At 28.2% G+C, this 24253-nt stretch carries 24 protein-coding genes; 11 read left to right on the top strand and 13 right to left on the bottom strand.

Annotated elements, in window-relative coordinates:
* Positions 1 to 114: 114 nt before the first annotated feature.
* A complete protein-coding gene (gene aroQ, locus LXD69_RS09755) occupies positions 115 to 528 on the bottom strand; it encodes a type II 3-dehydroquinate dehydratase (protein ID WP_045967915.1) in 414 nt (137 codons plus the stop codon).
* 76 nt (positions 529 to 604) lie between these two features.
* The gene (locus tag LXD69_RS09760; RefSeq protein WP_045967917.1) at positions 605 to 1147 is read right to left on the bottom strand and encodes a porin family protein; all 543 of its coding nucleotides are present in this window, start codon (positions 1145 to 1147) and stop codon (positions 605 to 607) included.
* 559 nt (positions 1148 to 1706) lie between these two features.
* Between LXD69_RS09760 and LXD69_RS09765 the strand changes: the two genes are divergently transcribed.
* The 4 genes from LXD69_RS09765 (at position 1707) to LXD69_RS09780 (ending at position 5784) form a co-directional block, all read left to right on the top strand.
* Positions 1707 to 2294, top strand: coding sequence for an outer membrane beta-barrel protein (locus tag LXD69_RS09765; RefSeq protein ID WP_246914956.1), 588 nt, complete (start codon positions 1707 to 1709; stop codon positions 2292 to 2294).
* 146 nt (positions 2295 to 2440) lie between these two features.
* Positions 2441 to 3214, top strand: coding sequence for a hypothetical protein (locus LXD69_RS09770; protein WP_246914959.1), 774 nt, complete (start codon positions 2441 to 2443; stop codon positions 3212 to 3214).
* Between the two features lie 80 nt (positions 3215 to 3294).
* Positions 3295 to 4194, top strand: a complete 900-nt coding sequence (xerD, locus tag LXD69_RS09775) for a site-specific tyrosine recombinase XerD (RefSeq protein WP_045967924.1) — start codon at positions 3295 to 3297, stop codon at positions 4192 to 4194.
* 87 nt (positions 4195 to 4281) lie between these two features.
* Positions 4282 to 5784 (top strand): PAS domain-containing sensor histidine kinase, encoded by a 1503-nt coding sequence (locus tag LXD69_RS09780; protein ID WP_246914962.1) that lies wholly within the window; start codon positions 4282 to 4284, stop codon positions 5782 to 5784.
* Positions 5785 to 5856: 72 nt separating this feature from the next.
* Here LXD69_RS09780 and LXD69_RS09785 read toward each other — a convergent pair whose 3' ends face one another.
* The 4 genes from LXD69_RS09785 to LXD69_RS09800 all read right to left on the bottom strand — a co-directional run bounded on the left by LXD69_RS09785 (position 5857) and on the right by LXD69_RS09800 (position 8875).
* Positions 5857 to 6468: a porin family protein gene (locus tag LXD69_RS09785; protein ID WP_045967927.1), complete on the bottom strand. Its 612-nt coding sequence runs from the start codon at positions 6466 to 6468 to the stop codon at positions 5857 to 5859.
* 48 nt (positions 6469 to 6516) lie between these two features.
* A complete protein-coding gene (gene rny, locus LXD69_RS09790) occupies positions 6517 to 8079 on the bottom strand; it encodes a ribonuclease Y (protein WP_045967929.1) in 1563 nt (520 codons plus the stop codon).
* 206 nt (positions 8080 to 8285) lie between these two features.
* Complete coding sequence (locus LXD69_RS09795) at positions 8286 to 8579, bottom strand: cell division protein ZapA (protein WP_045967931.1); 294 nt, start codon at positions 8577 to 8579, stop codon at positions 8286 to 8288.
* Positions 8580 to 8584: 5 nt separating this feature from the next.
* Positions 8585 to 8875: a hypothetical protein gene (locus tag LXD69_RS09800; RefSeq protein ID WP_045967933.1), complete on the bottom strand. Its 291-nt coding sequence runs from the start codon at positions 8873 to 8875 to the stop codon at positions 8585 to 8587.
* 193 nt (positions 8876 to 9068) lie between these two features.
* Here LXD69_RS09800 and LXD69_RS09805 point away from each other — a divergent pair, with 193 nt between their 5' ends.
* The 3 genes from LXD69_RS09805 (at position 9069) to LXD69_RS09815 (ending at position 14076) form a co-directional block, all read left to right on the top strand.
* A complete protein-coding gene (locus LXD69_RS09805; RefSeq protein WP_045967935.1) occupies positions 9069 to 10757 on the top strand; it encodes a M23 family metallopeptidase in 1689 nt (562 codons plus the stop codon).
* Between the two features lie 12 nt (positions 10758 to 10769).
* Positions 10770 to 13229, top strand: a complete 2460-nt coding sequence (locus LXD69_RS09810) for a TonB-dependent receptor (protein WP_246914965.1) — start codon at positions 10770 to 10772, stop codon at positions 13227 to 13229.
* 127 nt (positions 13230 to 13356) lie between these two features.
* Positions 13357 to 14076 carry a hypothetical protein gene (locus LXD69_RS09815; protein ID WP_045967939.1) on the top strand — a complete coding sequence of 240 codons (720 nt, stop codon included), beginning with the start codon at positions 13357 to 13359 and terminating at the stop codon, positions 14074 to 14076.
* Positions 14077 to 14082: 6 nt separating this feature from the next.
* On the opposite strand, the gene LXD69_RS09820 is transcribed toward LXD69_RS09815, so the two are convergent.
* The 5 genes from LXD69_RS09820 to LXD69_RS09840 all read right to left on the bottom strand — a co-directional run bounded on the left by LXD69_RS09820 (position 14083) and on the right by LXD69_RS09840 (position 19981).
* Positions 14083 to 14784, bottom strand: a complete 702-nt coding sequence (locus LXD69_RS09820; RefSeq protein WP_045967941.1) for a hypothetical protein — start codon at positions 14782 to 14784, stop codon at positions 14083 to 14085.
* A 76-nt stretch (positions 14785 to 14860) separates the two neighbouring features.
* Positions 14861 to 16690 carry an ABC transporter ATP-binding protein gene (locus tag LXD69_RS09825; RefSeq protein WP_246914968.1) on the bottom strand — a complete coding sequence of 610 codons (1830 nt, stop codon included), beginning with the start codon at positions 16688 to 16690 and terminating at the stop codon, positions 14861 to 14863.
* Positions 16690 to 18417, bottom strand: coding sequence for a phospho-sugar mutase (locus LXD69_RS09830; RefSeq protein WP_246914971.1), 1728 nt, complete (start codon positions 18415 to 18417; stop codon positions 16690 to 16692). Before LXD69_RS09830 ends, LXD69_RS09825 begins: the two co-directional genes overlap by 1 nt.
* Positions 18418 to 18505: 88 nt before the next feature.
* Positions 18506 to 19450: a glycosyltransferase family 2 protein gene (locus LXD69_RS09835; RefSeq protein ID WP_045967947.1), complete on the bottom strand. Its 945-nt coding sequence runs from the start codon at positions 19448 to 19450 to the stop codon at positions 18506 to 18508.
* Complete coding sequence (locus tag LXD69_RS09840) at positions 19451 to 19981, bottom strand: DUF4199 domain-containing protein (protein WP_246914975.1); 531 nt, start codon at positions 19979 to 19981, stop codon at positions 19451 to 19453.
* Positions 19982 to 20212: 231 nt separating this feature from the next.
* Between LXD69_RS09840 and LXD69_RS09845 the strand changes: the two genes are divergently transcribed.
* From LXD69_RS09845 to LXD69_RS09860, 4 genes are all read left to right on the top strand, one after another.
* A complete protein-coding gene (locus tag LXD69_RS09845; protein ID WP_045967951.1) occupies positions 20213 to 20467 on the top strand; it encodes a type B 50S ribosomal protein L31 in 255 nt (84 codons plus the stop codon).
* Positions 20468 to 20582: 115 nt separating this feature from the next.
* Positions 20583 to 21758, top strand: a complete 1176-nt coding sequence (locus tag LXD69_RS09850; protein ID WP_045967953.1) for a GlmU family protein — start codon at positions 20583 to 20585, stop codon at positions 21756 to 21758.
* A gap of 256 nt (positions 21759 to 22014) precedes the next feature.
* Positions 22015 to 23169 carry a histidine decarboxylase gene (locus LXD69_RS09855; protein WP_045967955.1) on the top strand — a complete coding sequence of 385 codons (1155 nt, stop codon included), beginning with the start codon at positions 22015 to 22017 and terminating at the stop codon, positions 23167 to 23169.
* A 49-nt stretch (positions 23170 to 23218) separates the two neighbouring features.
* Complete coding sequence (locus LXD69_RS09860; protein WP_152640709.1) at positions 23219 to 23575, top strand: hypothetical protein; 357 nt, start codon at positions 23219 to 23221, stop codon at positions 23573 to 23575.
* Between the two features lie 8 nt (positions 23576 to 23583).
* Here LXD69_RS09860 and LXD69_RS09865 read toward each other — a convergent pair whose 3' ends face one another.
* Positions 23584 to 23850, bottom strand: coding sequence for a hypothetical protein (locus LXD69_RS09865; protein ID WP_045967959.1), 267 nt, complete (start codon positions 23848 to 23850; stop codon positions 23584 to 23586).
* Positions 23851 to 23877: 27 nt separating this feature from the next.
* Positions 23878 to 24150, bottom strand: coding sequence for a hypothetical protein (locus LXD69_RS09870; RefSeq protein WP_246914979.1), 273 nt, complete (start codon positions 24148 to 24150; stop codon positions 23878 to 23880).
* Positions 24151 to 24253 lie beyond the last annotated feature (103 nt).

A 24253-nucleotide genomic window follows, 5' to 3' on the forward strand; every position in this document is an offset into this window, starting at 1 on the left:
AATGGGTTTATTTAATAGACGAGTTTTCCCTGTAAAAGGTTGTATCAATTTTTCATAAATAAATATTTAATAAAAAAAGCAATATTATACTCTATAAAAAATATAGGGAGTAAATTATAAAAAAGACTGAATGGCTAACTCATAGCTTTTTAAACCAAAACCTATAACGATTCCTTTTACATTTGGTGAAATATAAGATTGATGCCTAAAAGATTCTCGGGAAAAAGTGTTTGAAATATGAACTTCAATAACAGGTGTTGTAATTCCTTTTATAGCATCACCTATGCCTATTGAAGTATGTGTATAAGCTCCTGCATTTAAAATAATTCCATCATAAGAAAAACCGACTTCGTGTAATTTATCTATAATTTCACCTTCAATATTACTTTGATAATACTCAAAAACAATATTGGGGAATTTATTTTTTAATTGTTCAAGATATTCCTCAAACGTTAAACTACCATAAATTTCAGGTTCTCGTTTGCCAAGTAAATTAAGATTAGGGCCATTAAGAATAAGTAATTTCATAAGATTCAAGAATTTGAGTAAAAATAAAAAAACCATTCAACTAATGAATGGTTTTATAGTAAGTTTATGAATAATTTTAAAAAAGGATTCCTGCTGACAATTGGAATACACTATTTTTTGCTTCAGCATTTTTAGAAATCTCTGTTAGACCAAGTGTGTATCGTGCTTGTGCAAAAAGGTTGTCTGTGATTCTTAATCTTAAACCACCATTAACTCCAAAATCGAAAGAATTATAATCGTTTAAATCAAATTCATCTTTTTTGCTTAGTAAGAACGATGCTTGCGGACCCACTTCTAATGCAAGACTTTTGCTTAAACCTATTTTGGCTAAAAGTGGAACAGAAATATAACCTAACTCATTTTTAAACTCATCTACAGCATTCTTATAGGATGCACCTTGAGTTGAATATAATAATTCAGGTTGAAAAGCAAACGATTCTGATATTCTTATTTCAGCTAATAATCCAGCATGATAACTTGTTATAGCATCTGTTTTTATAGATGTGTCTGTTAAATTAGCATAATTTATACCTGCTTTTATCCCTATTTTTAATGTTTGCGCATTAGTTATTCCTGTAACTAATAATAATACAATGACTAAAAAATGTGTTTTTTTCATAAGATTTAGATATTAAAATTATTTCTAAGACTGAATATGTTTATAGTTATAAACGATGAATGTGTAATAAAAATTGTGCTTAAAAATAATTTATTTATACAGTAAAGGTAGTAATATGAAGAATGTGTTCTTTAAAAAAATGCAATGTAAAAGATTATTGTGTAGGTTTTAAAGATTAAAAAGTTAATATTTTATACAGTGTGTATATTATAATTTTCTATTAAAATAATTTGTTTAAAGATATTTTTTTATTCATTTAATAAGATTTTTAATTTAAGAATCTAAAATCATAAGATTTATAATAAGAATAAGTTAGATTGATGTTGCATTTTAGCCTTTAAAAAAGTTAATTATTTGTGAATTTATAACTTAAAAATCATTGAAATGTTAATGTTGTAGTAACATGAAACATTTTTTTTAAAACATAAGTATTTGATTGTTAAAGTGTTTTGTTGTTTTTGGGGTAAAAGAAAGAAAATTAGCTAGATTTTATGATTTGTAGTTAAAGGAAAATAGCATAAATTTGCCCCGAATAACTAAAATTTAAATTAAAAATAGAATGAAAAAAGTATTATTTGCTGCTGTAGCAGTATTTGCATTTAGCTTTGCTAATGCACAAGAAGATGAGACTACTAATGGTGGTTTTTCTCAAGGTGATCTTTTCGTATCAGGAGGAGTTGGATTTAATTCAACAAAACAAGGAGATGCTAAATCTAACGAATTTACTTTTTCTCCATCAATTGGATATTTCGTAACTGAAAATATTGCTGCTGGTGTTAGATTAAATATTGTTAGTGGAGAAAATGAAGTAGAGACTAAGAATACTGAATTTGGTGCGGATATTTTTGGTCGTTATTATTTTACTCCTGCTTCAAAGTTTTCTCTTTTTGGTGAATTAGCTGTAGGTTTTGGAACAGAAAAACAAGAGACTGTTGCAAACGTAGAAACTAAATATAATAATTTCGGAGTTAATGCAGGTGTTGGAGTTAATTATTTTTTATCTAACAATTTTGCAATTGAAGCAAAATGGGCAGGATTAGGATATAATTCTAGAAAATTAGATGCAGATGGAGCAGATGCTAGAAACTCATTTGGATTAAATGTAGATTTATCTACAATTATTTTTGGTTTAACTTACAAATTCTAATTTGTAAATTTTATAGCATTAAAAATCCCGCAATTGCGGGATTTTTTTTGTTAATTATAGTACTTCTTTTTTTGTAAGCTTTTTTTCTCTTTTTCAGGTTATTTTTTTATAATTTTGCAGCACTATAAAAATTAAAATATAAAAAAATGAAAAAATTATTACTATCTGTAATTGCATTGTACACATTTAGTCTTGTTAATGCACAAGATGAAATCTTAGTTAATCCAATTCTTTCTAAAAAAGGAGAAAACTATTTACCAGAAATGGACGATTGGGCTATTAGTTTTAATGCTGATGGAATTTTTGAATATATAGGAAATGCTTTTAATGGTACTTTAGATAATAGAGCACCAGGTGTTGATTATATAAGAAGTAACACTTTTGTAGGGAAAAAATTTATTTCAGATAAAAAAGCATATAGAGTTGTAGCAAATTTAGGGTTTAATAATAACTCTAGAACAAGTATCAGTTCAGGATTAGAACCTGCTAATGCAAATAAAGAAGTTAAAACAAATGCATTTGATGTGGCTTTAGGTTTAGGAAAAGAATGGAGAAAAGGAAATACACGTTTGCAAGGTTTTTATGGAGCAGACGTATTGTTAACGGCTAATTCTTCAAATTCTGAGACTACTTTTAATGCTATTTCAGATGGTGAGTTTATACAAAGTACTGAAAACAAATCAGGTTTAGGTTTAGGTTTAGGAATCCAAGGTTTTTTAGGAGCAGAATATTTTATTTTCCCTAAATTCGCGATAGGAGCACAATATACTTACAGAGTAGGATTTGATATTCAAGGAAATTCTGAAACAACAACTACGGTTGGTACAGCAGATCCTGTAACTTCAGATAATGGGAAAAGTTCTTCGTTTGGATTAGGTAATGTAGGAATTGCATCAATTAATTTGACATTACATTTCTAGGTTTTAATCCCTATTTACAATATAAAATCCTGACAAACGTCAGGATTTTTTTATTATTATATTTTTGATACTTTTGAAGTATGAATAAATGGCAATCTTTTATTAAAGAATATCAAAATTACCTTAGATTAGAAAGAGGACTTTCTCTTAATACTATTGAGAACTATTCTTTTGATATTGAGAAGCTAGTGCTATTCCTTAAAGAAAATAATATTGATGAAACACCAATTACAATTCCAGAAGAGATTGTACAACAGTTTGTTTATGAAATATCTTCAAAAGTAAATGCAAGAAGTCAAGCAAGAATAATTTCTGGATTAAAAAGTTTTTTTAATTACTTAATTTTTGAAGATTATAGAACAGAGACTCCAATGGAATTGATAGAAGTACCTAAAACAGGTAGGAAATTGCCAGATACATTGTCTGTTGAAGAAATTGATAATTTGATAGCTGCAATTGATTTATCTACGCTAGAAGGAGAAAGAAATAGAGCTATTTTGGAAACTTTGTATAGTTGTGGATTGCGAGTTTCTGAATTAGTAACTTTAAAAATATCAGATTTGTTTTTCGAAGAAGGCTTTGTGAAAATTACAGGAAAAGGAGATAAACAACGATTTGTCCCTATTGGGAAAACAACAGAAAAATACATTACAATTTATAAAGAACAAATAAGAACTCAAATTAAAGTACAAAAAGGCTTTGAGGATACATTATTTTTAAATAGGAGAGGGAAACAATTAACTAGAGCCATGATTTTTACTATAATTAAAGATTTAGTACCAAAAATAAATTTGAAGAAAAATATTAGTCCTCATACATTTAGACATTCATTTGCAACACATTTACTAGAAAATGGTGCCGATTTACGATCTATTCAATTAATGTTAGGTCATGAATCGATAACAACAACTGAAATTTATATGCATTTAGATCGAAAATTTTTGGCACAAGTTTTGAACAAGTTTCATCCAAGAAAATGAAACATATCACAAAATATTTTCTGCTATTATTTTTGTTTGATTTTCAGTGTTTTTATTTGTACCTTTCTTAGATAACCGCTATTAACCATGATTTTTGTACCAAAGAATAAACCAGAAGACTTAAATAGATTATATGAAAGTCTAATTAAGCAATTGCCAAATATAATATTTCAAATTAGAGTAACTTCTAAAAAAGATATTCATGTAGATTTTATCAGTAAGCCAATTGAATTTATATATCAATTTTCTATTGAAGAAGTTTTACATGATTCTTATAAGTTTGCCAAATATCGTATTTATGAGAGTGATTTAAAAATATTTATTGAATCGTTCAATTATGCTGTTGATAATAATTCCAAATGGGAAGTCGATTTTCGTTTCTTATTACCTGATAGTAGTTATAAATGGATTCGAATAGAAGCTACTCCAAGAGGTATTGATAATGATGAGACTATTTTTTATGGTCTTTTGTCTGATGTGACAACCATAAAAGAACAAGAAATTCAGTTGCGAGTTGCAGATGAACGTTTTCATTTTGCTGTTCAAGCATCAGATCGAGGAGTTTGGGATTGGGATTTAATCACAAATAAAGTTTATTACTCTTCTGAATCCATGAAAATTTTAGAACTTACAGAATCCGATTTAGTGGGTTCTCCTGAAAAATGGGATGAACGAGTGCATCCTGATGATAGAGCAGAGTATTATGGAAATATTAATCGTCATTTTGATGGGGAAATTCCTTTTTATGAAACTTGTCATAGAGTTATGTGTAATGAAAAGTATAAATGGATTTTAGATAGAGGAAAAGTAATTGAAAGAGATGATAAAGGGAAACCACTTCGTATTGTAGGTACTCATACAGATATTTCAGCACAAAAGGAAAAAGAACAAGAGTTGGTAAAAATGCTGGAAATTGTTAATACGCAAAATAATAAGCTATTAAATTTTGCACATATTGTTTCTCATAATCTAAGAACACACGCAGGTAATATTAAAATGCTTTTAGCGTTTTATCACAATAATACTTTTGGTTATCAAGAGACAATAGGAAATATAGATACTGTGTCTAAAGAATTAAATGAAACGATTGAGAATTTAAATGATTTAGTTAAAGTACATACGCAAACTAATAAAGAATATGAATTATTAAGATTAACAGATTATATAGCTAGGATGTTATATATTTTAAATGATGATATTCTAAGTAAAAGAATTCATGTATTAAATGATGTTGATGTAGGTATTTATGTAAATTGTATTCCAGCTTATTTAGAAAGTATATTGTTGAATTTATTGACTAATGCAATTAAATATTCGGATGAAGGAAAAGAACAAATCATGATCTCGTTTTCTGTTGAAGAAATAGAAGGATATTATGTTTTAATTGTTAAGGATAATGGAGTAGGTATTGATATGAAATTGTATGAAACATCAATTTTTGGGTTATATAAAACATTTCATAATAGAGAAGATTCAAGAGGAGTTGGATTGTATATAACCAAAAATCAAATTGAGACTATGGGAGGGAAAATTGAAGTAGAAAGCAAATTAGAAGTAGGAACTACATTTAAAGTATATTTTAAGAAGTAGCGTTTTACGATTATATAAAAAAAAATACAGTGTAAATATTTACACTGTATTTTTTTTATAATTATGTTTTTTTTAAAAGTAAAACCCAATTCCAATTTGAAATACTGAGTTTTTTGAATCCGTATTTTTAATTACTTCATTAAAGCTATAAGTATACCTTCCTGAAATTAAAAAATCATCAATTTTGAGAGATAAACCAGCAGCTAATGCTGTGTCAAAGCTATTTACATCATCATTAGTAGAAGTGCTGTTTTCACTTTTTATCTTTTCATTAATTTTAAAACCAAATTGAGGTCCGGCTTCTACAGCAAGAACTCTACCTAAATGTATTTTTGCAAGAACAGGAACGTTTATGTAGTCAATTCTGTATTCTTGTTTGTAATTTGTGCCTAAAAGTCTAAAATTAGTTTCAAAACCTTGTCTTGAATATAGAACTTCTGGTTGTAATGATAAAACTTTGTTTATTAAAGGAATTTCGCTAAAAAAGCCAATGTAGTAACTTGTTCTAGGATCTGCTCCTTCATCAAAATTTCCTTTAGTAATCGTTGAAAAATTTAAACCACCTTTTATTCCATAAGTACCTTTATTATCTGATGAAGGTGAACTCACTGATGATTGAACTTCTTGTGCCGAACTATAATGTATTGAAAATAGTGTGAGGCATACATAAAAAACTTTTTTCATAAAAAATTAATTAAAGATTATACAATAATTTAATATTTTGTAAAGTAGTTATTTAGCAATATTAACAGCTCTAGTTTCTCTAATTACAGTAATTTTAACTTGACCAGGATATGTCATTTCGGTTTGAATCTTTTGTGAAATTTCAAACGATAAATTAGAAGCTAATTCATCTGAAACTTTTTCGCTTTCAACAATAACACGTAGTTCTCTACCTGCTTGTATTGCGTATGCACTTTTAACACCATTAAATCCAAAAGCAATATCTTCTAAATCTTTTAAACGTTGAATGTATGAATCTAACACCTGTCTTCTTGCACCAGGTCTTGCTCCTGAAATTGCATCACAAACTTGTATTATAGGTGAAATTAAAGATTTCATTTCAATCTCATCATGGTGAGCTCCGATAGCATTACAAACTTCTTCTTTTTCACCATATTTTTCAGCCCATTGCATTCCTAAGATAGCATGAGGTAGTTCACTTTCAGTATCAGGTACTTTTCCTATATCATGAAGTAAACCAGCTCTTTTAGCAAGTTTTACATTCAATCCAAGTTCGGCAGCCATAATTCCACATAGATTTGCTACTTCTCTAGAGTGTTGTAATAAATTTTGTCCATAAGAAGAACGATATTTCATTCTTCCTACAATTTTAATTAGCTCTGGATGTAAACCATGAATACCTAAGTCAATAACAGTACGTTTTCCTACTTCTATGATTTCTTCATCGATTTGTTTTTGTGTTTTAGCAACAATTTCTTCAATTCTTGCAGGGTGTATACGACCATCAGTAACTAATTTATGAAGAGCTAAACGTGCAATTTCTCTTCTTACAGGGTCAAAACAAGATAAGATAATTGCTTCAGGGGTATCATCAACAATAATTTCAACACCAGTTGCAGCTTCTAAGGCTCTAATGTTTCTTCCTTCTCTACCAATAATTCTTCCTTTTACATCATCAGATTCAATATTGAAAACAGATACGCAATTCTCAACTGCTTCTTCTGTTCCAACTCTTTGAATAGTGTTTATGATTATTTTTTTAGCTTCTTGTTGTGCTGTCATTTTTGCTTCTTCCATTGTATCTTGAATGAAAGACATTGCACTACTTTTAGCTTCTGCTTTTAAGCTTTCTACTAATTGATTTTTAGCTTCATCAGCAGATAAGCCCGAAATAACTTCTAATTGTTCAACCTGACTTTTGTGAAGTTTATCAATTTCTTGTTGTTTTTTCTCTAAATATTCAACTTTGTTGTTGTAGTCAGTGATTTTAGAATCGACTTCATCATTTAATTTTTTTGCCTTCGCTAATTCGCTAGATACTTGAGATTCTTTATCTCTAGTTCTTTTTTCAGCATCAGCCATCTTTTTATCACGAGACAAAATAACTTGTTCGTGTTCTGTTTTTAATTCTAAAAATTTTTCTTTTGCTTGAAGAATTTTATCCTTTTTTATTGACTCTGCTTCTGTTTTCGCATCTCTTAAAATTGAAGAGGCTTCTTTTTTTGCATTTTTAATTAAAGTGGAAACATTACTTTTTTCTAAAAATTTAGCAATTCCAAATCCTACTCCAATACCTACAAAAATTCCAATTATTATACTTATTATATCCATGTTGTTTTTAAAAATTATATATAAAAAAAGCCTACATTAGGTGTTTGTATAAACTCGTAAAGACAAGTTTTGAGCTAACTCGTATTTCAAGCTTCCCATTTAAGGGCTTGCTATAGTTACGAAGATTCACTCATTTTAATTTGTTAGTGTTGAGTTTATCAAATATATACTAATGTAGGCAGTATCTTTATTGTAAGAACGTATTTTTATTTTGAGAGTAACTCACTCAATTTCTTGTCTAAATTCTTTAAACGATTAAAGGATGATTCATAATCTTGTGAAACATCTATTTGCTTTTGTTCTGTTTGTGATGCAAATTGTAATGCACACATTGCCAAAACATCTTGTTTGTCTCTCACAGCATAGCTTTGTTCAAATTGCTTAATCATAGTGTCAATTTTTTTTGAAGCACTTCGCAAGCCTTCTTCTTGCGACTCTTTTATAGTTAGAGGGTAAACTCTATCAGCAATTGATATTTTTATTTTTAATTTTTCACTCATGCTTTCTAATCCGAAAGTTGTGCTATGCAATAATCGATTTCTCGAATTAATGAATTTATTTTGAGTTTTGTTTCTCTTTTGTTTTCTTCGCTGCCTAATAGTGAATTTACCATTTTTAAATTATCTAATTGTTTATTAAGAGCGACAATCTCATCAGACTGTTGTTTTTGAATATTTTCAGAAACCTTAATTTTTTCTAATAATTCTATATTTCTCTTTTCAAGTTTTACTAACTTTTGGTTGAGCTTGAAAAATTTAATTTCAAGAGAATCAATTAGTTCAGACAATCCATTCATTAATGATATGATTCATTTCTATTTCTACAAAATTAATATTACTATTGGATAATAACAATACTTTTTAAAAAAAATTATATAATATTTTGTTTTTTTTATAATAATTTGGTTTTTAAGTAGTTATGAAATGCGTTTTTTCTTACGTATATTTGTGAGTAAATTTTTATTATTTTTAGCATTTATACAAAAAAACATGAAGAAGGTATTTTTATTTTTATTTTTATCAGCCATATCATATAGTCAGAAAGATTATCCTAAAGATTTTATTTCTCCATTGTCTATTCCATTAGATGTTTCTGGTTCTTTTGGAGAGTTAAGAGGTAATCATTTTCATTCAGGATTAGATTTGAAAACAAATAAAAAACAAGGACTTGATGTTTTTGCAGTAGCAGATGGTTATATTTCTAGAATTAAAATTTCTACTTATGGTTATGGAAAAGCAATATATATAACACACCCAAATGGTTATACAACGGTTTATGCTCATTTACAAAAGGCAAATGGAGTAATTGAAGAGTATATAAGAAAGACACAGTATAATAAGAAATCATTTGAAGTTGAAATGTTTCCAAGCTCTTCAGAATTACCTGTAAAGCAAGGTGATATTATTGCTTTTTCTGGAAACTCAGGAGGAAGTGGTGGTCCGCATTTACATTTTGAATTTAGAGAAACTAAGACTGAGAAAGTAGTTAATCCTTTAAGTTTTGGATTTAATAAATTAGCAAACGATACTAGGAATCCCTTTCTACAAGGAATTGTGGCTTATCCAATAGAAAATGCAATTGTAAATAAATCTAAAAAACCAATAGCTATTTCTTTTAATAAGCAAGCAGATGGGACTTATTTAGGGACTAAAGTAGTTACTAATGGTAAAATTGCATTTGGGATAAATGCTTACGATCATTGTACTAATCCGTATAATAGAAATGGATTATATAAAGTGAATGCATACTTAAATGGAGTTCTATATTATCAATATGATTTTGAAACATTTGCTTTTGCTGAAAGTAGATATATAAATAACTTAATCGATTATAATAGAATGAAGGAAATGGGACAAAAAGTACAAAAACTGTTTCATTATTCGGATTATCCTTTATCGGTTATAAAATTTAGTAAGAATAATGGAATTGTAGATGCTCAGCCAAATACTAACTATAATTATAAAATTGAGATTTTTGATTATCACAATAATAAAGCTACAATTATAATTCCAATAGAATTTCAGAATCAGGAAGAAGTGATTCTTAAAAAAGAAGAAGTGAAACCTTATTTTTTAAAATCTAGAGTAGAAAATAATTACACAAAAGAAAATGTGTCGGTCTATATTCCTGAGAATGCTTTTTATGATGATTTTAGTTTTGATTTTGATGTAAAAGATGGAGTTCTATCATTTTCAGAAGAGAATATTCCAGTGCATAAGAATATAACGATTACTTTTAATGATGTTACTGGCTTAACAGAAGAAGAATTGAATAAAACATTTATTGCTTCAGTAGAAGGGTACAAATTAGGATACAATAAGACATATAGAAAAGGAAATACATTTTCAGCAAGAGTTCGTTCATTAGAAAATTATAAATTAGCTCAAGATTCAATTTCACCACGAATTTACAATGTGAACTTTGTAGAAGGATCTAATTTAAAAAATCAGAAAACACTAAGTGTTTCAATTTCTGATAATCTATCTGGAATAGATACTTATAATGCTTATTTAAACGGGGAATGGATTTTAATGGAATACGATTATAAGACTAAAAAGCTAATTCACATGTTAAGTGATAATAAATATAAAGAAGGTAAGAATGATTTCAAAGTTATTGTGACAGATGATATGCAAAATTCAACTACCTTTGAATCACATTTTTTTATAAATAATTAAAAATTTAGATAATTGAAAAAGCTATTTTTTTTAGTGATTTTTTGTTTTTTTGAACAATTTATTGTTGCTCAGACAGCCAGAATCAAAGGTGTAATACTAGATGAATTTAATGCTCCTGTTGAAAACGTAAGTATAAAAGTAGGAGAAACAGGAACCGTTTCAAATAAAAACGGATTTTATTTGTTAGAAGTTCCCGCAAACAAGGAAATCACAATTGTTTTTTCACATGTTACATTTAAAAATACAGTTATTACTGTAACTCTTAAATCAAACGAAGATTTTGAGCTAAATCCTGTTTTGAATGCTAGAGTTACACAAATAGGAGAAGTTGTTGTAACTGGAAATAATAAAAAAAGAGTAGAAGGAATAACTACAATTGACCCTGTTATTATTCGTAAAATTCCAGGAGCAAATGCAGGAATTGAAAATATTATAAAAACACTTCCAGGAGTTTATTCGAATAATGAACTAAGTACATCTTATGCAGTACGTGGTGGAAATTATGACGAAAATTTAGTTTATGTAAATGAAATTGAAGTATATCGTCCGTTTTTAATTAGGTCTGGACAACAAGAAGGATTAAGCTTTACAAATACCGATATGGTAGAAAATGTTGATTTTTCTGCTGGAGGATTTCAAGCAAAATATGGAGATAAAATGGCTTCTGTTTTAGATATTACATATCGAAATCCTAAACGATTTAAAATAGGGTTAGAAGCTAGTTTATTAGGAGGAAGTTTAACGGCTGAAGCAGTTTCTAAAAATCAAAAATGGAGTAATATTACTGGTATTCGATATAGAGATAATAGTTTATTGGTTAACAGTCAAGAAACAGAAACTAATTTCAGACCAACATTTGCAGATATTCAAACCTTATTAAATTATAATGCTTCCACAAAATGGAGTTGGAGTTTTTTAGGTAATATTTCACAGAATAAATATAATTATCAACCTTTAACACGTCAAACTAATTTTGGAACAATAAGTGATCCAATTGCTTTGCTGGTGTTTTATGAAGGACAAGAAAAAGATGAATATTTAACTTTGTTTGGTGCTGTTAAATCTGTTTATCAATACAATAATAAGAATAAATTAAAATTTATTGCGTCTACTTATCATACTCAAGAACAAGAATATTATGATATTTTAGCTCAATATCGTTTAGGAGAAGTAGATTCAAATATTGGTTCAGAAACTTTTGGAGATGTTGTGTTTTCAAGAGGAATTGGTTCTCAATTAAATCATGCTCGTAATGATTTAGATGCTTTAATTTTTAATACAGAAGTTAAAGGTTTTCATGAATTAAATGAAAAAACTCAGTTAGAATGGGGTTTAAAATATACAAGAGAAGATATTAGAGATAGAATTGTAGAATGGGAAGTTGTAGATTCAGCAGGATTCTCTTTACCAGCTCCTATTTTAGATTATCAAAACGACCAACCTTATAATCCATATACAGGTCCTTTGGCTCCATATAGAAATGTAAGAGCTACAAATTTTACTACGATTAATAGATTTTCAGGTTATGTACAGTGGAATTATAGAGGTGAAATAGGAGAACATAAATATTGGTTAAATGCAGGAATTCGTGGACACCAATGGCAAGTTTCAGGGGAAAATATCAATGGAGATAGTCAGTTTACTTTTTCACCAAGAGTACAATTTGCAATAAAACCAAATTGGGAGAAAGATATGTTGTTTAGAATTTCAGGTGGAATGTATAATCAACCTCCATTTTATAGAGAATTGCGTGATTATAATGGAGTTGTGCAACCAAATGTTAAAGCTCAGAAATCATTCCATTTAGTCTTGAGCAATGATTACAGTTTTAAAATTTGGAACAGACCTTTTAAATTACTGAATGAAGTTTACTATAAAAACATATCAGATGTAAATACATATACAATTGACAATGTTAGAATTCGATATAGAGCCGATAATAATGCAAAAGCTTATGTTTACGGGTTTGACGCTCGTTTAAATGGAGAATTTGTGCCAGGAACAGAATCGTGGTTTAGTTTTGGATTTTTAAAAACAGAAGAAGATTATAATAATCAAGGGTACATTGCTCGTCCTACAGATCAACGATTGAAATTTGGATTATTATTTCAAGATTATATGCCGAATATTCCAAATGTAAAAGTTTATTTGAACTTAGTTTATAATACAGGATTACCAGGAGGTTCACCATCTTATGCAGATCCTTATGATTACCAATTGCGTTTAAAAGACTATAGAAGAGCAGACGCAGGATTTTCTTATGTGTTTAAAGATGCAGGAATTGAGTCTAATAAAACATGGTTAAAACCTTTTAGTGAATTTTCATTAGGATTAGAAATTTTTAATCTGTTTAACAATCAAAATGCAATAACGAATACTTGGGTAAGAGATGTATATACAAAATCTCAATATGGAATTCCAAACTTTATGACTACTCGTGTTTTTAATATAAAGTTAATTGCTAGAATGTAAATTATAACCATTCAAAAAATTACTATATTTGACAATAACTTTCAAACTATGAAGTTGCTTTACGGAAAGACTATGAGTGTAATTTAAAGCAAAGCATAACGGTTGAAAAACAAATAATTAACAATATATGAAAACGATCTTGCGTAATATTCCTTTTTTGGTTATTCTCCTGTTGGTAAGTTGCAAAGAAGAAAAGCAAACACCAAAGGTAATTTATGAAGAAGTGAAAACGATTATTGAACCTAAAAAAGTAGATACATCTTCTATAAAAATTGCCGATTTACCAATACTTATGGAAGGAACTAATTATTTGATTCATCCAGTAGGAGATGTTAGAGTATATGATGATTATAGTAAGGTATATGGATCTAGTAAAACCAATCAAGTAAGTTATGCTATTTCAAATTACAATCGATTTGAATTAACAGGTTATTTTGAAAATTTAAAATTTCAACATATCGATTCTATAAATGTAAAACCATTAACAGAAGATAAAATTCAAATTCAAACAGTAACCTATTTGAATACAATTGCTGAAAAAACTAGAAAACAAATTTTAGTGTATACACTAGTAGATGATGATACAAATAAAGATGGGAAAATAGATCAAAACGATATTAAATCATTATATCTAAGCTTAATTGATGGTAGTGATTTTGTGAAAATTTCCGAACCACTTCAAGAATTAATAGATTGGAATATTATTGAAACTCAAAATCGTTTATATCTAAGATGTATAGAAGATATTAATAAAAATGGCGCTTTTGACAAGAAAGATAAAGTGCACTATCATTTTGTGAACCTTTTAGCAGACGATTGGAAAGTAGAAGAGTATATGCCGATTTAGAAATAGTTAAATCAAAATATCACTTTCTAAATCCGATTTTTCAATAGTAATGGCATAGCCCAACTTTTGAACCATTTCAATTACTAAATTTTTATACCAATTTTCACTTTTTGGATGAATGTAGATTTTTTCAATAAGTTGATTAATATCTACATCAATTTTTAAACCGTCATTGATTGAAATTTTAGAGTTGCTAACATCAGAAATTATTCTAATTTCCCTTTCATATTGAAAACTTTTACGTTTAAATAAAAAGGGAAAAAAAGTATCATCAAAAGGAATGTATTCTTTCTTATAATCAATATAATTTACTTCACCAATATATTGTTCAAAATGCTTTTCAGACTTTAAAGCTTCTTTAATTCTTCCTATTGTTGATTGAATTGCTAAACCTTCGTTATTTTTTGTAAAAATTTGCCACATGGCAAAAGATTCATATTCATTTGCGTGCCAACTGCTAATTACAACTTTTTCTCTGTGAGATTTGTAGTAGTCTAAAAACTTAGGATTATTAACTGCAATTTTCTTGATTTCTTCAAAAGTAGGCTCAGAAAAAGTACCTTCATATTGATCTTCAAATTTATCAGAGCGCGACATGAAAAGTTTTTTAGATAAGAGCATATCTAAAAATTTAGATAAATCTAAATATTTCCAGACTATGGTTTCTGGGTTATCAGTTAACTTTATATCTGGACTATTTAGAAACATAATTTTTAAAAATAAAAAATCTCAATCAAATTTAAGTAAATTTAATTGAGATTTGTCTTATAAAAACGATTAAGTTTTATTCAAATGATTGTAAATTAACTAAATTAGCATAAGTACCATTTTTAGCTAATAACTCAGTATGAGAACCTTGTTCTACGATTTGACCTTTTTGCATTACAACAATAGTATCTGCTTTTTGAATGGTTGAAAGTCTATGAGCAATTACAATTGAAGTTCTGTTTTGCATCATGTTTTCTAGTGCAATTTGTACTAATTTTTCACTTTCAGTGTCTAAAGCAGAAGTAGCTTCGTCTAAAATCATAATAGGAGGATTTTTTAAAACAGCACGAGCAATAGATAAACGTTGTTTTTGTCCACCTGAAAGCTTTCCACCTGCATCACCAATATTAGACTCAATACCATTAGGTAAATCTTTTATAAACTCATAAGCATTAGCAATTTTTAAAGCTTCAATAATTTCTTCATTTGTAACGTTTTCTTTTCCAAGTGTAATGTTGTTTTTTATTGTGTCATTAAATAGAATAGAATCTTGTGTAACTAATCCTAATAAGCTTCGTAGTGAATGAATATTTAAGTCTTTAATATTTACATCGTCTATTTTAATAGTTCCTTCATTTACATCATAAAATCGAGTAAGTAAGTTAGCAATTGTACTTTTCCCGCTTCCAGATTGACCAACTAAAGCAACAGTTTTTCCTTTCTCTACTTTTAAAGAAAAATCTTTTAATACGTTTTCTTCTTCATATCTAAAGTTGATATTTTCAATAGAAATAGCATTTTTAAATTCTTTTAAAACTATTGCATTTTCTTTTGAAGTAATTGTGCTTTCTGTTTCTAAAACTTCAAATACACGTTCAGCAGCAGCTAGTCCATTTTTTACGGAGTAAGAAGCTTTTGAAATAGCTTTTGCAGGTGTTAATATATTATATGCTAATCCAAGATATACAATAAAAAGAGCTCCGTTTAATGTTTTATCAACAAGCACTAGGTTACCACCATACCATAATAAAACGGATATAGTTACAATTCCCATGAATTCACTCATAGGAGATGCTAGATTGTTTTTTTTACCAATACTATTGTCTAGTTTAAGTAGTCGGTTAATAGAATTATTGAAAATACTTTTAAAATAACCTTCCGCATTATAGCTTTTAACAACTTTTAAACCGCTTAAGCTTTCTTCAACAATAGAGATTAAAAAACCATTTTCTTGTTGGGCTCTAGTGGATTTAGATTTTAAACTCTTCCCTATTTTTGAAATAATAAATCCAGAAACAGGAATGAATATAAAAACAAATAGAGTTAACTCAAAACTAATTTTTAACATTGCAATTATAGCAAATAGGATAGTTAAAGGCTCTTTGATAATCAGTTCTAATACTATAAAAAAGGAACTCTTCACTTCGTTAACATCACCTAGCATTCTAGCCATTACATCTCCTTTTCTTTTTTCTGAATAATACGATATAGGTAATTCAATTATTTTTGAAAACATTTTTTCTCTTAAATCTTTCAAAACACCATTTTTTATTTTCATTAAATGTTGTGATGCAAAGTAATTAAAGAGGTTTTTAAATAAAAAAGTAGTAATTACAAGTGAAACAGTTAATAATAGTGCATATTGCGCTCCGTTTTCAATTGAAAGTTTTGTTATGTAATATTGTAGATATTGCTTACCGTATGAACCTATTTCTGTAATGCCTTTGTATTTAGGTAGCACCATTACATTTTCGTTCATTTTAAAAAGAACTTCCATTAATGGAAATAAGGCTACGAAAGATAGTGTACTAAATAAAGCATACAATACATTGAATATTATATTCCAAACAATGTTATTTTTGAATTTTAGAGCAAAAGGGATAATTTTTTTTAAATTCTGATCCATTATATTAGGTTCATTTCTGTTATAATATTTTTAATTTTATTATCAAGCTCTTGCTCAATGATATTGTATTCTTCAATTGAAGGTAATTCGGTATTTACACTAAAATAAAACTTAATTTTTGGTTCAGTTCCACTAGGTCTTGCGCAAATTTTACTTCCATCTTCTAAATAATAAATTAAAACATTCGATTTTGGAATTGTAATGTCGTATGTTTCATTACTCATCAAATCTAGTGCTTTTGAACTTTGGTAATCTTCAATACAAACTACACGTTGTTCATTAATTTCTTTTAGAGGATTTTCACGCAAATTAATCATCATTTGCTTAATTTCATTAGCACCTTCAATTCCTTTTTTAGTAATTGAAATAAGGTGTTCTTTATAAAAACCAAAATCTAATGATAAATTGATTAATTCTTTAAATAGTGAACTTCCTGAAGCTTTTGCTTGAGCGGCAATTTCACATACTAATAAAATAGCAGCTACTGCATCTTTATCTCTTACTGCATCACCTACCATAAAACCAAAACTTTCTTCTCCACCACCTATGAATTGTTGATTTGGGAAATCTTTGATAAATTTTGCAATCCATTTGAAACCAGTTAATCCAACTTTACATTCAACACCATAAGCCGATGCTAACTCTAGCATTAATGGAGTGGATACAATAGTCGAGCCAATGAATTCATTTCCTGTTAATTTGTCAGTTCTTTTCCATTGTTCTAATAAAAAAGCAGTCATAATAACCATGGATTGGTTTCCATTAAGCAATTTCATCTTTCCATCTAAATCGCGAACAGCAACACCTAATCGATCACTATCAGGATCTGTTCCTACAACAATGTCAGCATTTATTTCGTCAGCTAAATTTAAAGCCATTGTTAAAGCTTCTGGTTCTTCAGGGTTTGGAGATTTTACTGTAGGGAAATTTCCATCTGGAACAGATTGCTCAGCTACAATATTTACATCGTTATATCCTGCTTTTGCTAAGACACTTGGAATTGCTTTAATAGAAGTTCCATGTAAAGAAGTATAAACAATTTTTAAATTATCTTTTGCTAATTGAGGAGTATTAAAACTTGCATTTTCAACTGTAGATTGCCAAAAAGCCTCATCAATATCATTATCAATATATTCAATTAAAGTTTCATTTGCTTCAAAAAGAATATCACTATATTTTAAGTCTTCAATAATTTGTATTATTTCTGAGTCTTGAGGTGGGACTAATTGACCTCCATCTTGCCAGTATACTTTGTATCCATTGTATTCTGGTGGATTGTGTGAAGCTGTTAAAACAATTCCTGCATGACATTTTAAATAACGAACAGCAAATGATAATTCGGGAGTTGGTCTTAATTCTGAAAATAAATATACTTTAATACCATTAGCGGAAAAAACATCAGCAACAACTTTGGCAAGAGTATCACTATTATGACGACAATCATAAGCAATAACAACTTTTAGTTCTTCGCCTACGAAACTTTTCTTTAAATAATCCGATATACCTTGTGTGTTTTTTCCTAATGTGTATTGGTTGATTCTATTTGTACCAACTCCCATGATTCCTCTCATTCCACCTGTTCCAAATTCTAGATTTTTGTAAAAGCAATCCTCAAGTTCTTTAGGAGAAGAAGTCATCATTTCAGTTATAGATTCCTGTGTTTCTTTATCAAAAACAGGAGTCAACCACTCGTTTACTTTATTTAAAATGTTTTGATTTATGTGCATAATCTATTTTTTGAAACTATCTCTGATTATTCATTAATATTCTTAACATATGAAAATAAAGTAGATTAATAAATAATCAGAGCTAATTTTATTCTATTGTTTTAGATATTTTATATCTTTCTTCGTTATTTTTTGTTCTTAAAATAATTTCTCCCAAAAATCCAGCTAAAAATAATTGAGTTCCTATTGTCATACTTGTAAGTGCTATATAAAATTGAGGTCTGTTCGTAATTAGTCTAGATTTTGTGTGAATAAAAACCTTGTCAATACCTAAATATAAGGCAAGACAAAATCCAATTATAAACATAATAGAACCTAATAAGCCAAATAAATGCATTGGACGTTTTCCAAATTTTGACAAAAACCAAATAGTTATTAAATCTAGAAAACCATTTATAAAGCGACTCATTCCAAATTTAGAACTTCCGTATTTTCTTGCTTGATGGATTACTACTTTTTCTCCTATTTTACTAAATCCAGCATTCTTTGCTAAAACAGGAATATATCGATGCATTTCGCCCGAAACTTCAATGTTTTTAACAACTTCATTTTTATAAGCTTTTAATCCGCAATTAAAATCATTTAATTTTACTCCAGACGTTTTTCTTGCTGCCCAATTGAATAATTTAGAAGGGATATTTTTAAATAGAACTGAATCATATCTCTTTTTTTTCCAACCCGAAATTAAATCATAGTTTTTATTCGTAATCAGGTCGTATAATTCAGGGATTTCATCTGGACTATCTTGTAAATCTGCGTCCATAGTTATAATAACGTCTCCTTTTGCTTTTGCAAAACCAGCGTGAAGAGCTTGACTTTTGCCATAATTTTTTAAAAAACGAATACCTTTTACACTATTATTGCTTTTTGAAAGTTGTTGAATAGTTTGCCAAGAATCATCTGTGCTACCATCATCTATAAACAATATTTCATAAGAAAAGTTATGACTAGTCATAACTTTCACAATCCAATTGTGTAATTCGGGTAACGATTCTTGTTCGTTTAATAAAGGAATAACTATGGATATATTCATTTAGAATTGTTCTTTTGGTTTATTTTTGAAAATTGCAGCTAAAATTAGTCCAAAAACTGAACTTACTGCAATAGCAACAGCTGAGCCTTTAAAAATTTGAAGAGCCTCATATGGGTTGTTTTCTTCTAACTTAGCAACTGTTTCTTTTATTACAGATGTTGGTGTGTTAAATTTTTTTAACATATCAACTTGAAATTCAATCAAGTTTTCTTGAATAATGTTTTTTGCTTCAGGGTCAATCAAGTTGAATAAAATTATTTCAAAAATTGTAGCTGACAATATACAGATTACAAAACAAATAAAATAAGTAGTAAAAGCTTCTTTAAAAGAATAATTATTGTTTAAGTTTTTTTTAGTCGTGTTAAGTAAAATTATGGATAAAACAATAAGTATTCCAATTTTAACGAAACCAATCCACATGTTAGTAAACAGTTTTAAATCTATAATATACATAGATAATGTTATCAATATTGAAATTGATGCTGCAATAATTCCAAAAGTAATCGCATTCTTTTTAATGATTTCGTTCATGGTTAGTTTGTTTTAATAGTTTACAAATATAGAAATAATAAAGTTTGTCTTATTAGTATAAAAAAAATAAAAAAAGTTACAGGAACGCTTGTAAATTAAAAATTTAGTGTAAATTTGCACTCTGAAAATAAAAGATTATAAACTAAAAGGTTATAAAGCGTTTACACCTTTTTTACTAAAATAAAAAAGCCGCGAAGCAATTTATAATCACAAATAAAAAAGATTTACAAAATGCAAAAAGGAATTCACCCAGAAAATTACAGATTAGTAGCTTTCAAAGACATGTCAAACGAAGACGTATTTATTACTAAATCTACAGTAGAAACTAAAGAAACTATCGAAGTTGATGGTGTAGAATACCCAGTATTCAAAATGGAGATTTCTCGTACTTCTCACCCTTTTTACACAGGTAAATCGAAACTTATTGATACTGCTGGACGTATTGATAAATTCAAAACTAAATATGCAAAATTTGATAAAAAATAATCGGATTTTTATAGATATAAAGGAACCTTCCAATTTGGAAGGTTTTTTTTATGTCTTAACTTTTCTATATTTACTTTCAAACTTTGTAACTTTGAGACTTTCAAACTAAATAATTATGAACTATATACTTTTTGACGGAACGGTTCGCAATGCATTACTTCCGTTTACTTTTACTCGACCTGTTGCTGATATTCGAGTAGGAATTTTAACCATTAGAGAAAAATGGGAAAAATATTTAGGATATACAACTACAACATTAACAGAGGAGTATTTAATGGAAAAGTTTCCAATGGTGGAAATGGAAGAGAATATTATGATTAATGCTTCTTTTTTGCCAAATGAAGTTTTAGTTGAAATGATTACTAATTTGGAAAAAAATCAAGCTGTTATTTCAGGAGAAGAGATTATTGCTTTTTATTCAAATGATACTCAAGAAGAAGTCGATTTTGATGAATATGAATTAATTGATTATGATGAAGATGTTTTAAGAATTGAAAATACATGGGATATTTTTGCTAAAAATGATACAGCTATTCGAGAAGATTTTCAACTTCTTACAGGAGATAGATATTCACAGCCAATTCCTAAAAGCGTAAATGTGATTTCTCCCGAAAATATTTTTATTGAGGAAGGAGCAAAATTAGAGTTTGTAACACTAAATGCATCAACAGGACCAATTTACATTGGTAAAAATGCAGAAATAATGGAAGGTTCTGTTATTCGTGGACCATTCGCATTATGTGAAGAAGCACAAGTAAAATTAGCAACAAAAATATACGGAGCCACTACAATTGGACCACATTGTAGAGTTGGAGGTGAAGTTAATAATTCTGTTATGTTTGGTTATTCAAACAAAGGGCATGATGGGTTTTTAGGAAATGCAGTTTTAGGAGAATGGTGTAATATTGGAGCGGATTCTAATAACTCAAATTTAAAGAATAACTATGAAGAGGTTCGCTTATGGAGTTATGAAACTGAAGGATTTGCAAGAACAGGATTGCAATTTTGTGGTTTAATGATGGGAGATCATAGTAAATGTGGGATTAATACTATGTTCAACACAGGAACTGTTATTGGTGTTTCTACTAATATTTTTGGTTCTGGTTTTCCGCGTAACTTTGTACCAAGTTTTTCTTGGGGCGGAGCTTCAGGCTTTACAACCTATTTAACTAAAAAAGCATTTGAAGTAGCAAAAGTTGTAATGAGTCGTCGTCATGTTGAATTTACAGAACAAGATGCAAAAATATTAGAACACGTTTTTGAAGAAACTAAAAAATGGAGAAAAGAATAAAAAGAGGTATTATTTAAAATAAAAAAGAGAAATATAACCATATATTTCTCTTTTTTTATACTTGTTTGTATTTAATAGGCTATAAAGTTATGAAATACAATCTTTAAATAATTAAGCTAAAGTAATATGTTGTATTGATTTTTGGTTTTATTTTCTATATTTTAAGTTATGATTAGATTTAAAAATTAATATTTATTTATTGAATAGATTTTAGAGTATTTAAAATTACTTTTGCAAAAAATATGAAATACAAATAATGACTGCAAAACCATTGTCAACTCAAGACAAACAAAGACTAAACAACTTACAAGACTACATAGAAAAAGCAAGAGATAATTTTTTAGGATATCCAGTATCAAAAGATTTCGATTATTCTGAAATTGCTCATTTCTTACAATATCCAATTAATAATCTTGGAGATCCTTTTGAGGATGGAACTTATAAAGTGCAAACGCATGAGTTAGAAAAAGAAGTTGTAACTTTTTTTGCTAAATTATTTCGTGCAAATCCTAATGATTACTGGGGATATGTTACTAATGGAGGTTCTGAAAGCAATTTATATGGTTTATATTTAGCACGCGAATTATTTCCAAAAGCAATGGTATATTATTCAGAATCTACACATTATAGCGTTCGTAAAAACATTCATTTGCTAAACATTCCAAGTATTGTTATTCGTTCACAAGAAAATGGAGAAATAGACTATGAAGATTTTGAAAATACATTGAGAATGAATCGTCATAAACCAGCCATTGTATTAACCACTTTTGGAACCACAATGAAAGAAGCAAAAGATGACGTTTCAAAAATTAGAAATATCTTGAAAAAATTAGCCATTCAAGATAGTTATGTTCATTGTGATGCAGCCTTATCAGGAACTTATGGCGCTTTTATGGAACCACGTCTTCCATTTGATTTTTTTGATGGAGCAGATAGTATTTCAATTAGTGGACATAAATTTATTGGTTCTCCTATTCCAACAGGTGTAATTATTGCAAAACGATCTAATAGAGATAGAATATCAAAAAGCATTTCATATATAGGTTCATTAGATACTACAATTACAGGTTCTCGAAATGGTCATTGTCCTTTGTTTTTGTGGTATGCTTTGAAAAAATTAAATGTTGATGGATTAAAAAAACGTTATTTACATAGTTTAGAAGTAGCAGAATATTGTGAGCAACGTTTAAAAGAGATAGGTGTAGATGCATGGAGAAATCCAAATGCTATAACTGTTGTTTTTCCAAAAACATCAAATGAAATTAAATTAAAATGGCAATTAGCTACTGAAGGAGATATTGCACATATTATTTGTATGCCAAATGTCACTAAAGAACAGATTGATCATTTTATTGATGATATGAAAAATTGTACAGAGGTAAAGGAAGAAATCTTTGAATTAAGTTTTTAAAAAAAGTTATATATTTGGAAAAATAAAAGCATTCAAATTTAAAAATTGGATGCTTTTTTGTATATTAAATTATCCAAGAGAAATTATGTTAGGATTCGTATTTATATTTATCATAGGAAAGTACTTTTATAAATTAGCAGAAGAGTATAATCAGAACAAGTGGTTATTTGCCATTTTAGGAATTATAGTTTATTATGCGGCCGGAGCAATTGGTGGTATTATTATAGGAGTCTTAAGTGTCGTTTTTAATTTTGAAGTTGATTGGGACAATTCTATTTTAATGGCAGCAATTGGATTACCAATAGGTTTAGCTTCTTGTTGGTTATTCTATTATCTATTAGAAAAGAAGTGGAAAAAAATAGAGATAAAACCAATTCAAGATATTAATAATATTGGCAAGGAATAAGAGTTTCTTTAAATAGTGAGTAAATAAAGTATTCCTATAGCAATTATAAGAGACAGAAATGCAAGTATAATTTGAAAAATATTCTTACGTTTTCTTTCTCTTTTATATTTAGTTCTAATTTGAGCTAATAATTCTGGTGTAGCTTTTATATGATCTTCTGTTGGTATATTTTTCATACCAATATAATCTTTCCAATCGGTTGGTTTCCGTTCTGTTCTACGTTGTGCTTTATTGTTCTTCATAACTGAAGCTGGTGAACCGCAATATCCTCCCATAATATGTTTTTTAGGTATTAGATTATTTTATAAAAATTGATTTAAAACTGTTAGTGTTATTATAATTAATACTAAAACAGCAGTAGTTATAATAATTTTTTTTCGCAGAATAATTTTATTTTCAACTTGAAGTTTTTCTCTAATTTCTGCTAATACTTCAGGCGTTGCCTTGTTTGGATCAACAAATTCAGTGTATCCGTTAGAAGTTGTATTTACAAAATTCTCAAGTCTTGATTTTCTATTTCTTCTATTGTTCTTTAAGCTAGTGTTAGCATGCATCATTGAACCTTCTCCAGCCATAATTGTAATATTTAGTTTATAGTTTTACGAATAAAGAACTAAAAAAGTTACAAAAACAAGTGCTTTTATTACAACATAATCATTTTATTTTCAGAAATAATCT

Origin of the sequence: Flavobacterium sediminilitoris (genome assembly GCF_023008245.1) — a bacterium.
Lineage (GTDB): Bacteria > Bacteroidota > Bacteroidia > Flavobacteriales > Flavobacteriaceae > Flavobacterium > Flavobacterium sediminilitoris.

What these genes read in the sequence shown, in the direction of transcription:
- aroQ (WP_045967915.1), bottom strand. Translation starts at nt 528, where the DNA reads ATGAAATTACTTATTCTTAATGGCCCTAATCTTAATTTACTTGGCAAA.
- LXD69_RS09760 (WP_045967917.1), bottom strand. Translation starts at nt 1,147, where the DNA reads ATGAAAAAAACACATTTTTTAGTCATTGTATTATTATTAGTTACAGGA.
- LXD69_RS09765 (WP_246914956.1), top strand. Translation starts at nt 1,707, where the DNA reads ATGAAAAAAGTATTATTTGCTGCTGTAGCAGTATTTGCATTTAGCTTT.
- LXD69_RS09770 (WP_246914959.1), top strand. Translation starts at nt 2,441, where the DNA reads ATGAAAAAATTATTACTATCTGTAATTGCATTGTACACATTTAGTCTT.
- xerD (WP_045967924.1), top strand. Translation starts at nt 3,295, where the DNA reads ATGAATAAATGGCAATCTTTTATTAAAGAATATCAAAATTACCTTAGA.
- LXD69_RS09780 (WP_246914962.1), top strand. Translation starts at nt 4,282, where the DNA reads ATGATTTTTGTACCAAAGAATAAACCAGAAGACTTAAATAGATTATAT.
- LXD69_RS09785 (WP_045967927.1), bottom strand. Translation starts at nt 6,468, where the DNA reads ATGAAAAAAGTTTTTTATGTATGCCTCACACTATTTTCAATACATTAT.
- rny (WP_045967929.1), bottom strand. Translation starts at nt 8,079, where the DNA reads ATGGATATAATAAGTATAATAATTGGAATTTTTGTAGGTATTGGAGTA.
- LXD69_RS09795 (WP_045967931.1), bottom strand. Translation starts at nt 8,579, where the DNA reads ATGAGTGAAAAATTAAAAATAAAAATATCAATTGCTGATAGAGTTTAC.
- LXD69_RS09800 (WP_045967933.1), bottom strand. Translation starts at nt 8,875, where the DNA reads ATGAATGGATTGTCTGAACTAATTGATTCTCTTGAAATTAAATTTTTC.
- LXD69_RS09805 (WP_045967935.1), top strand. Translation starts at nt 9,069, where the DNA reads ATGAAGAAGGTATTTTTATTTTTATTTTTATCAGCCATATCATATAGT.
- LXD69_RS09815 (WP_045967939.1), top strand. Translation starts at nt 13,357, where the DNA reads ATGAAAACGATCTTGCGTAATATTCCTTTTTTGGTTATTCTCCTGTTG.
- LXD69_RS09820 (WP_045967941.1), bottom strand. Translation starts at nt 14,784, where the DNA reads ATGTTTCTAAATAGTCCAGATATAAAGTTAACTGATAACCCAGAAACC.
- LXD69_RS09825 (WP_246914968.1), bottom strand. Translation starts at nt 16,690, where the DNA reads ATGGATCAGAATTTAAAAAAAATTATCCCTTTTGCTCTAAAATTCAAA.
- LXD69_RS09830 (WP_246914971.1), bottom strand. Translation starts at nt 18,417, where the DNA reads ATGCACATAAATCAAAACATTTTAAATAAAGTAAACGAGTGGTTGACT.
- LXD69_RS09835 (WP_045967947.1), bottom strand. Translation starts at nt 19,450, where the DNA reads ATGAATATATCCATAGTTATTCCTTTATTAAACGAACAAGAATCGTTA.
- LXD69_RS09840 (WP_246914975.1), bottom strand. Translation starts at nt 19,981, where the DNA reads ATGAACGAAATCATTAAAAAGAATGCGATTACTTTTGGAATTATTGCA.
- LXD69_RS09845 (WP_045967951.1), top strand. Translation starts at nt 20,213, where the DNA reads ATGCAAAAAGGAATTCACCCAGAAAATTACAGATTAGTAGCTTTCAAA.
- LXD69_RS09850 (WP_045967953.1), top strand. Translation starts at nt 20,583, where the DNA reads ATGAACTATATACTTTTTGACGGAACGGTTCGCAATGCATTACTTCCG.
- LXD69_RS09855 (WP_045967955.1), top strand. Translation starts at nt 22,015, where the DNA reads ATGACTGCAAAACCATTGTCAACTCAAGACAAACAAAGACTAAACAAC.
- LXD69_RS09860 (WP_152640709.1), top strand. Translation starts at nt 23,219, where the DNA reads ATGCTTTTTTGTATATTAAATTATCCAAGAGAAATTATGTTAGGATTC.
- LXD69_RS09865 (WP_045967959.1), bottom strand. Translation starts at nt 23,850, where the DNA reads ATGGGAGGATATTGCGGTTCACCAGCTTCAGTTATGAAGAACAATAAA.
- LXD69_RS09870 (WP_246914979.1), bottom strand. Translation starts at nt 24,150, where the DNA reads ATGGCTGGAGAAGGTTCAATGATGCATGCTAACACTAGCTTAAAGAAC.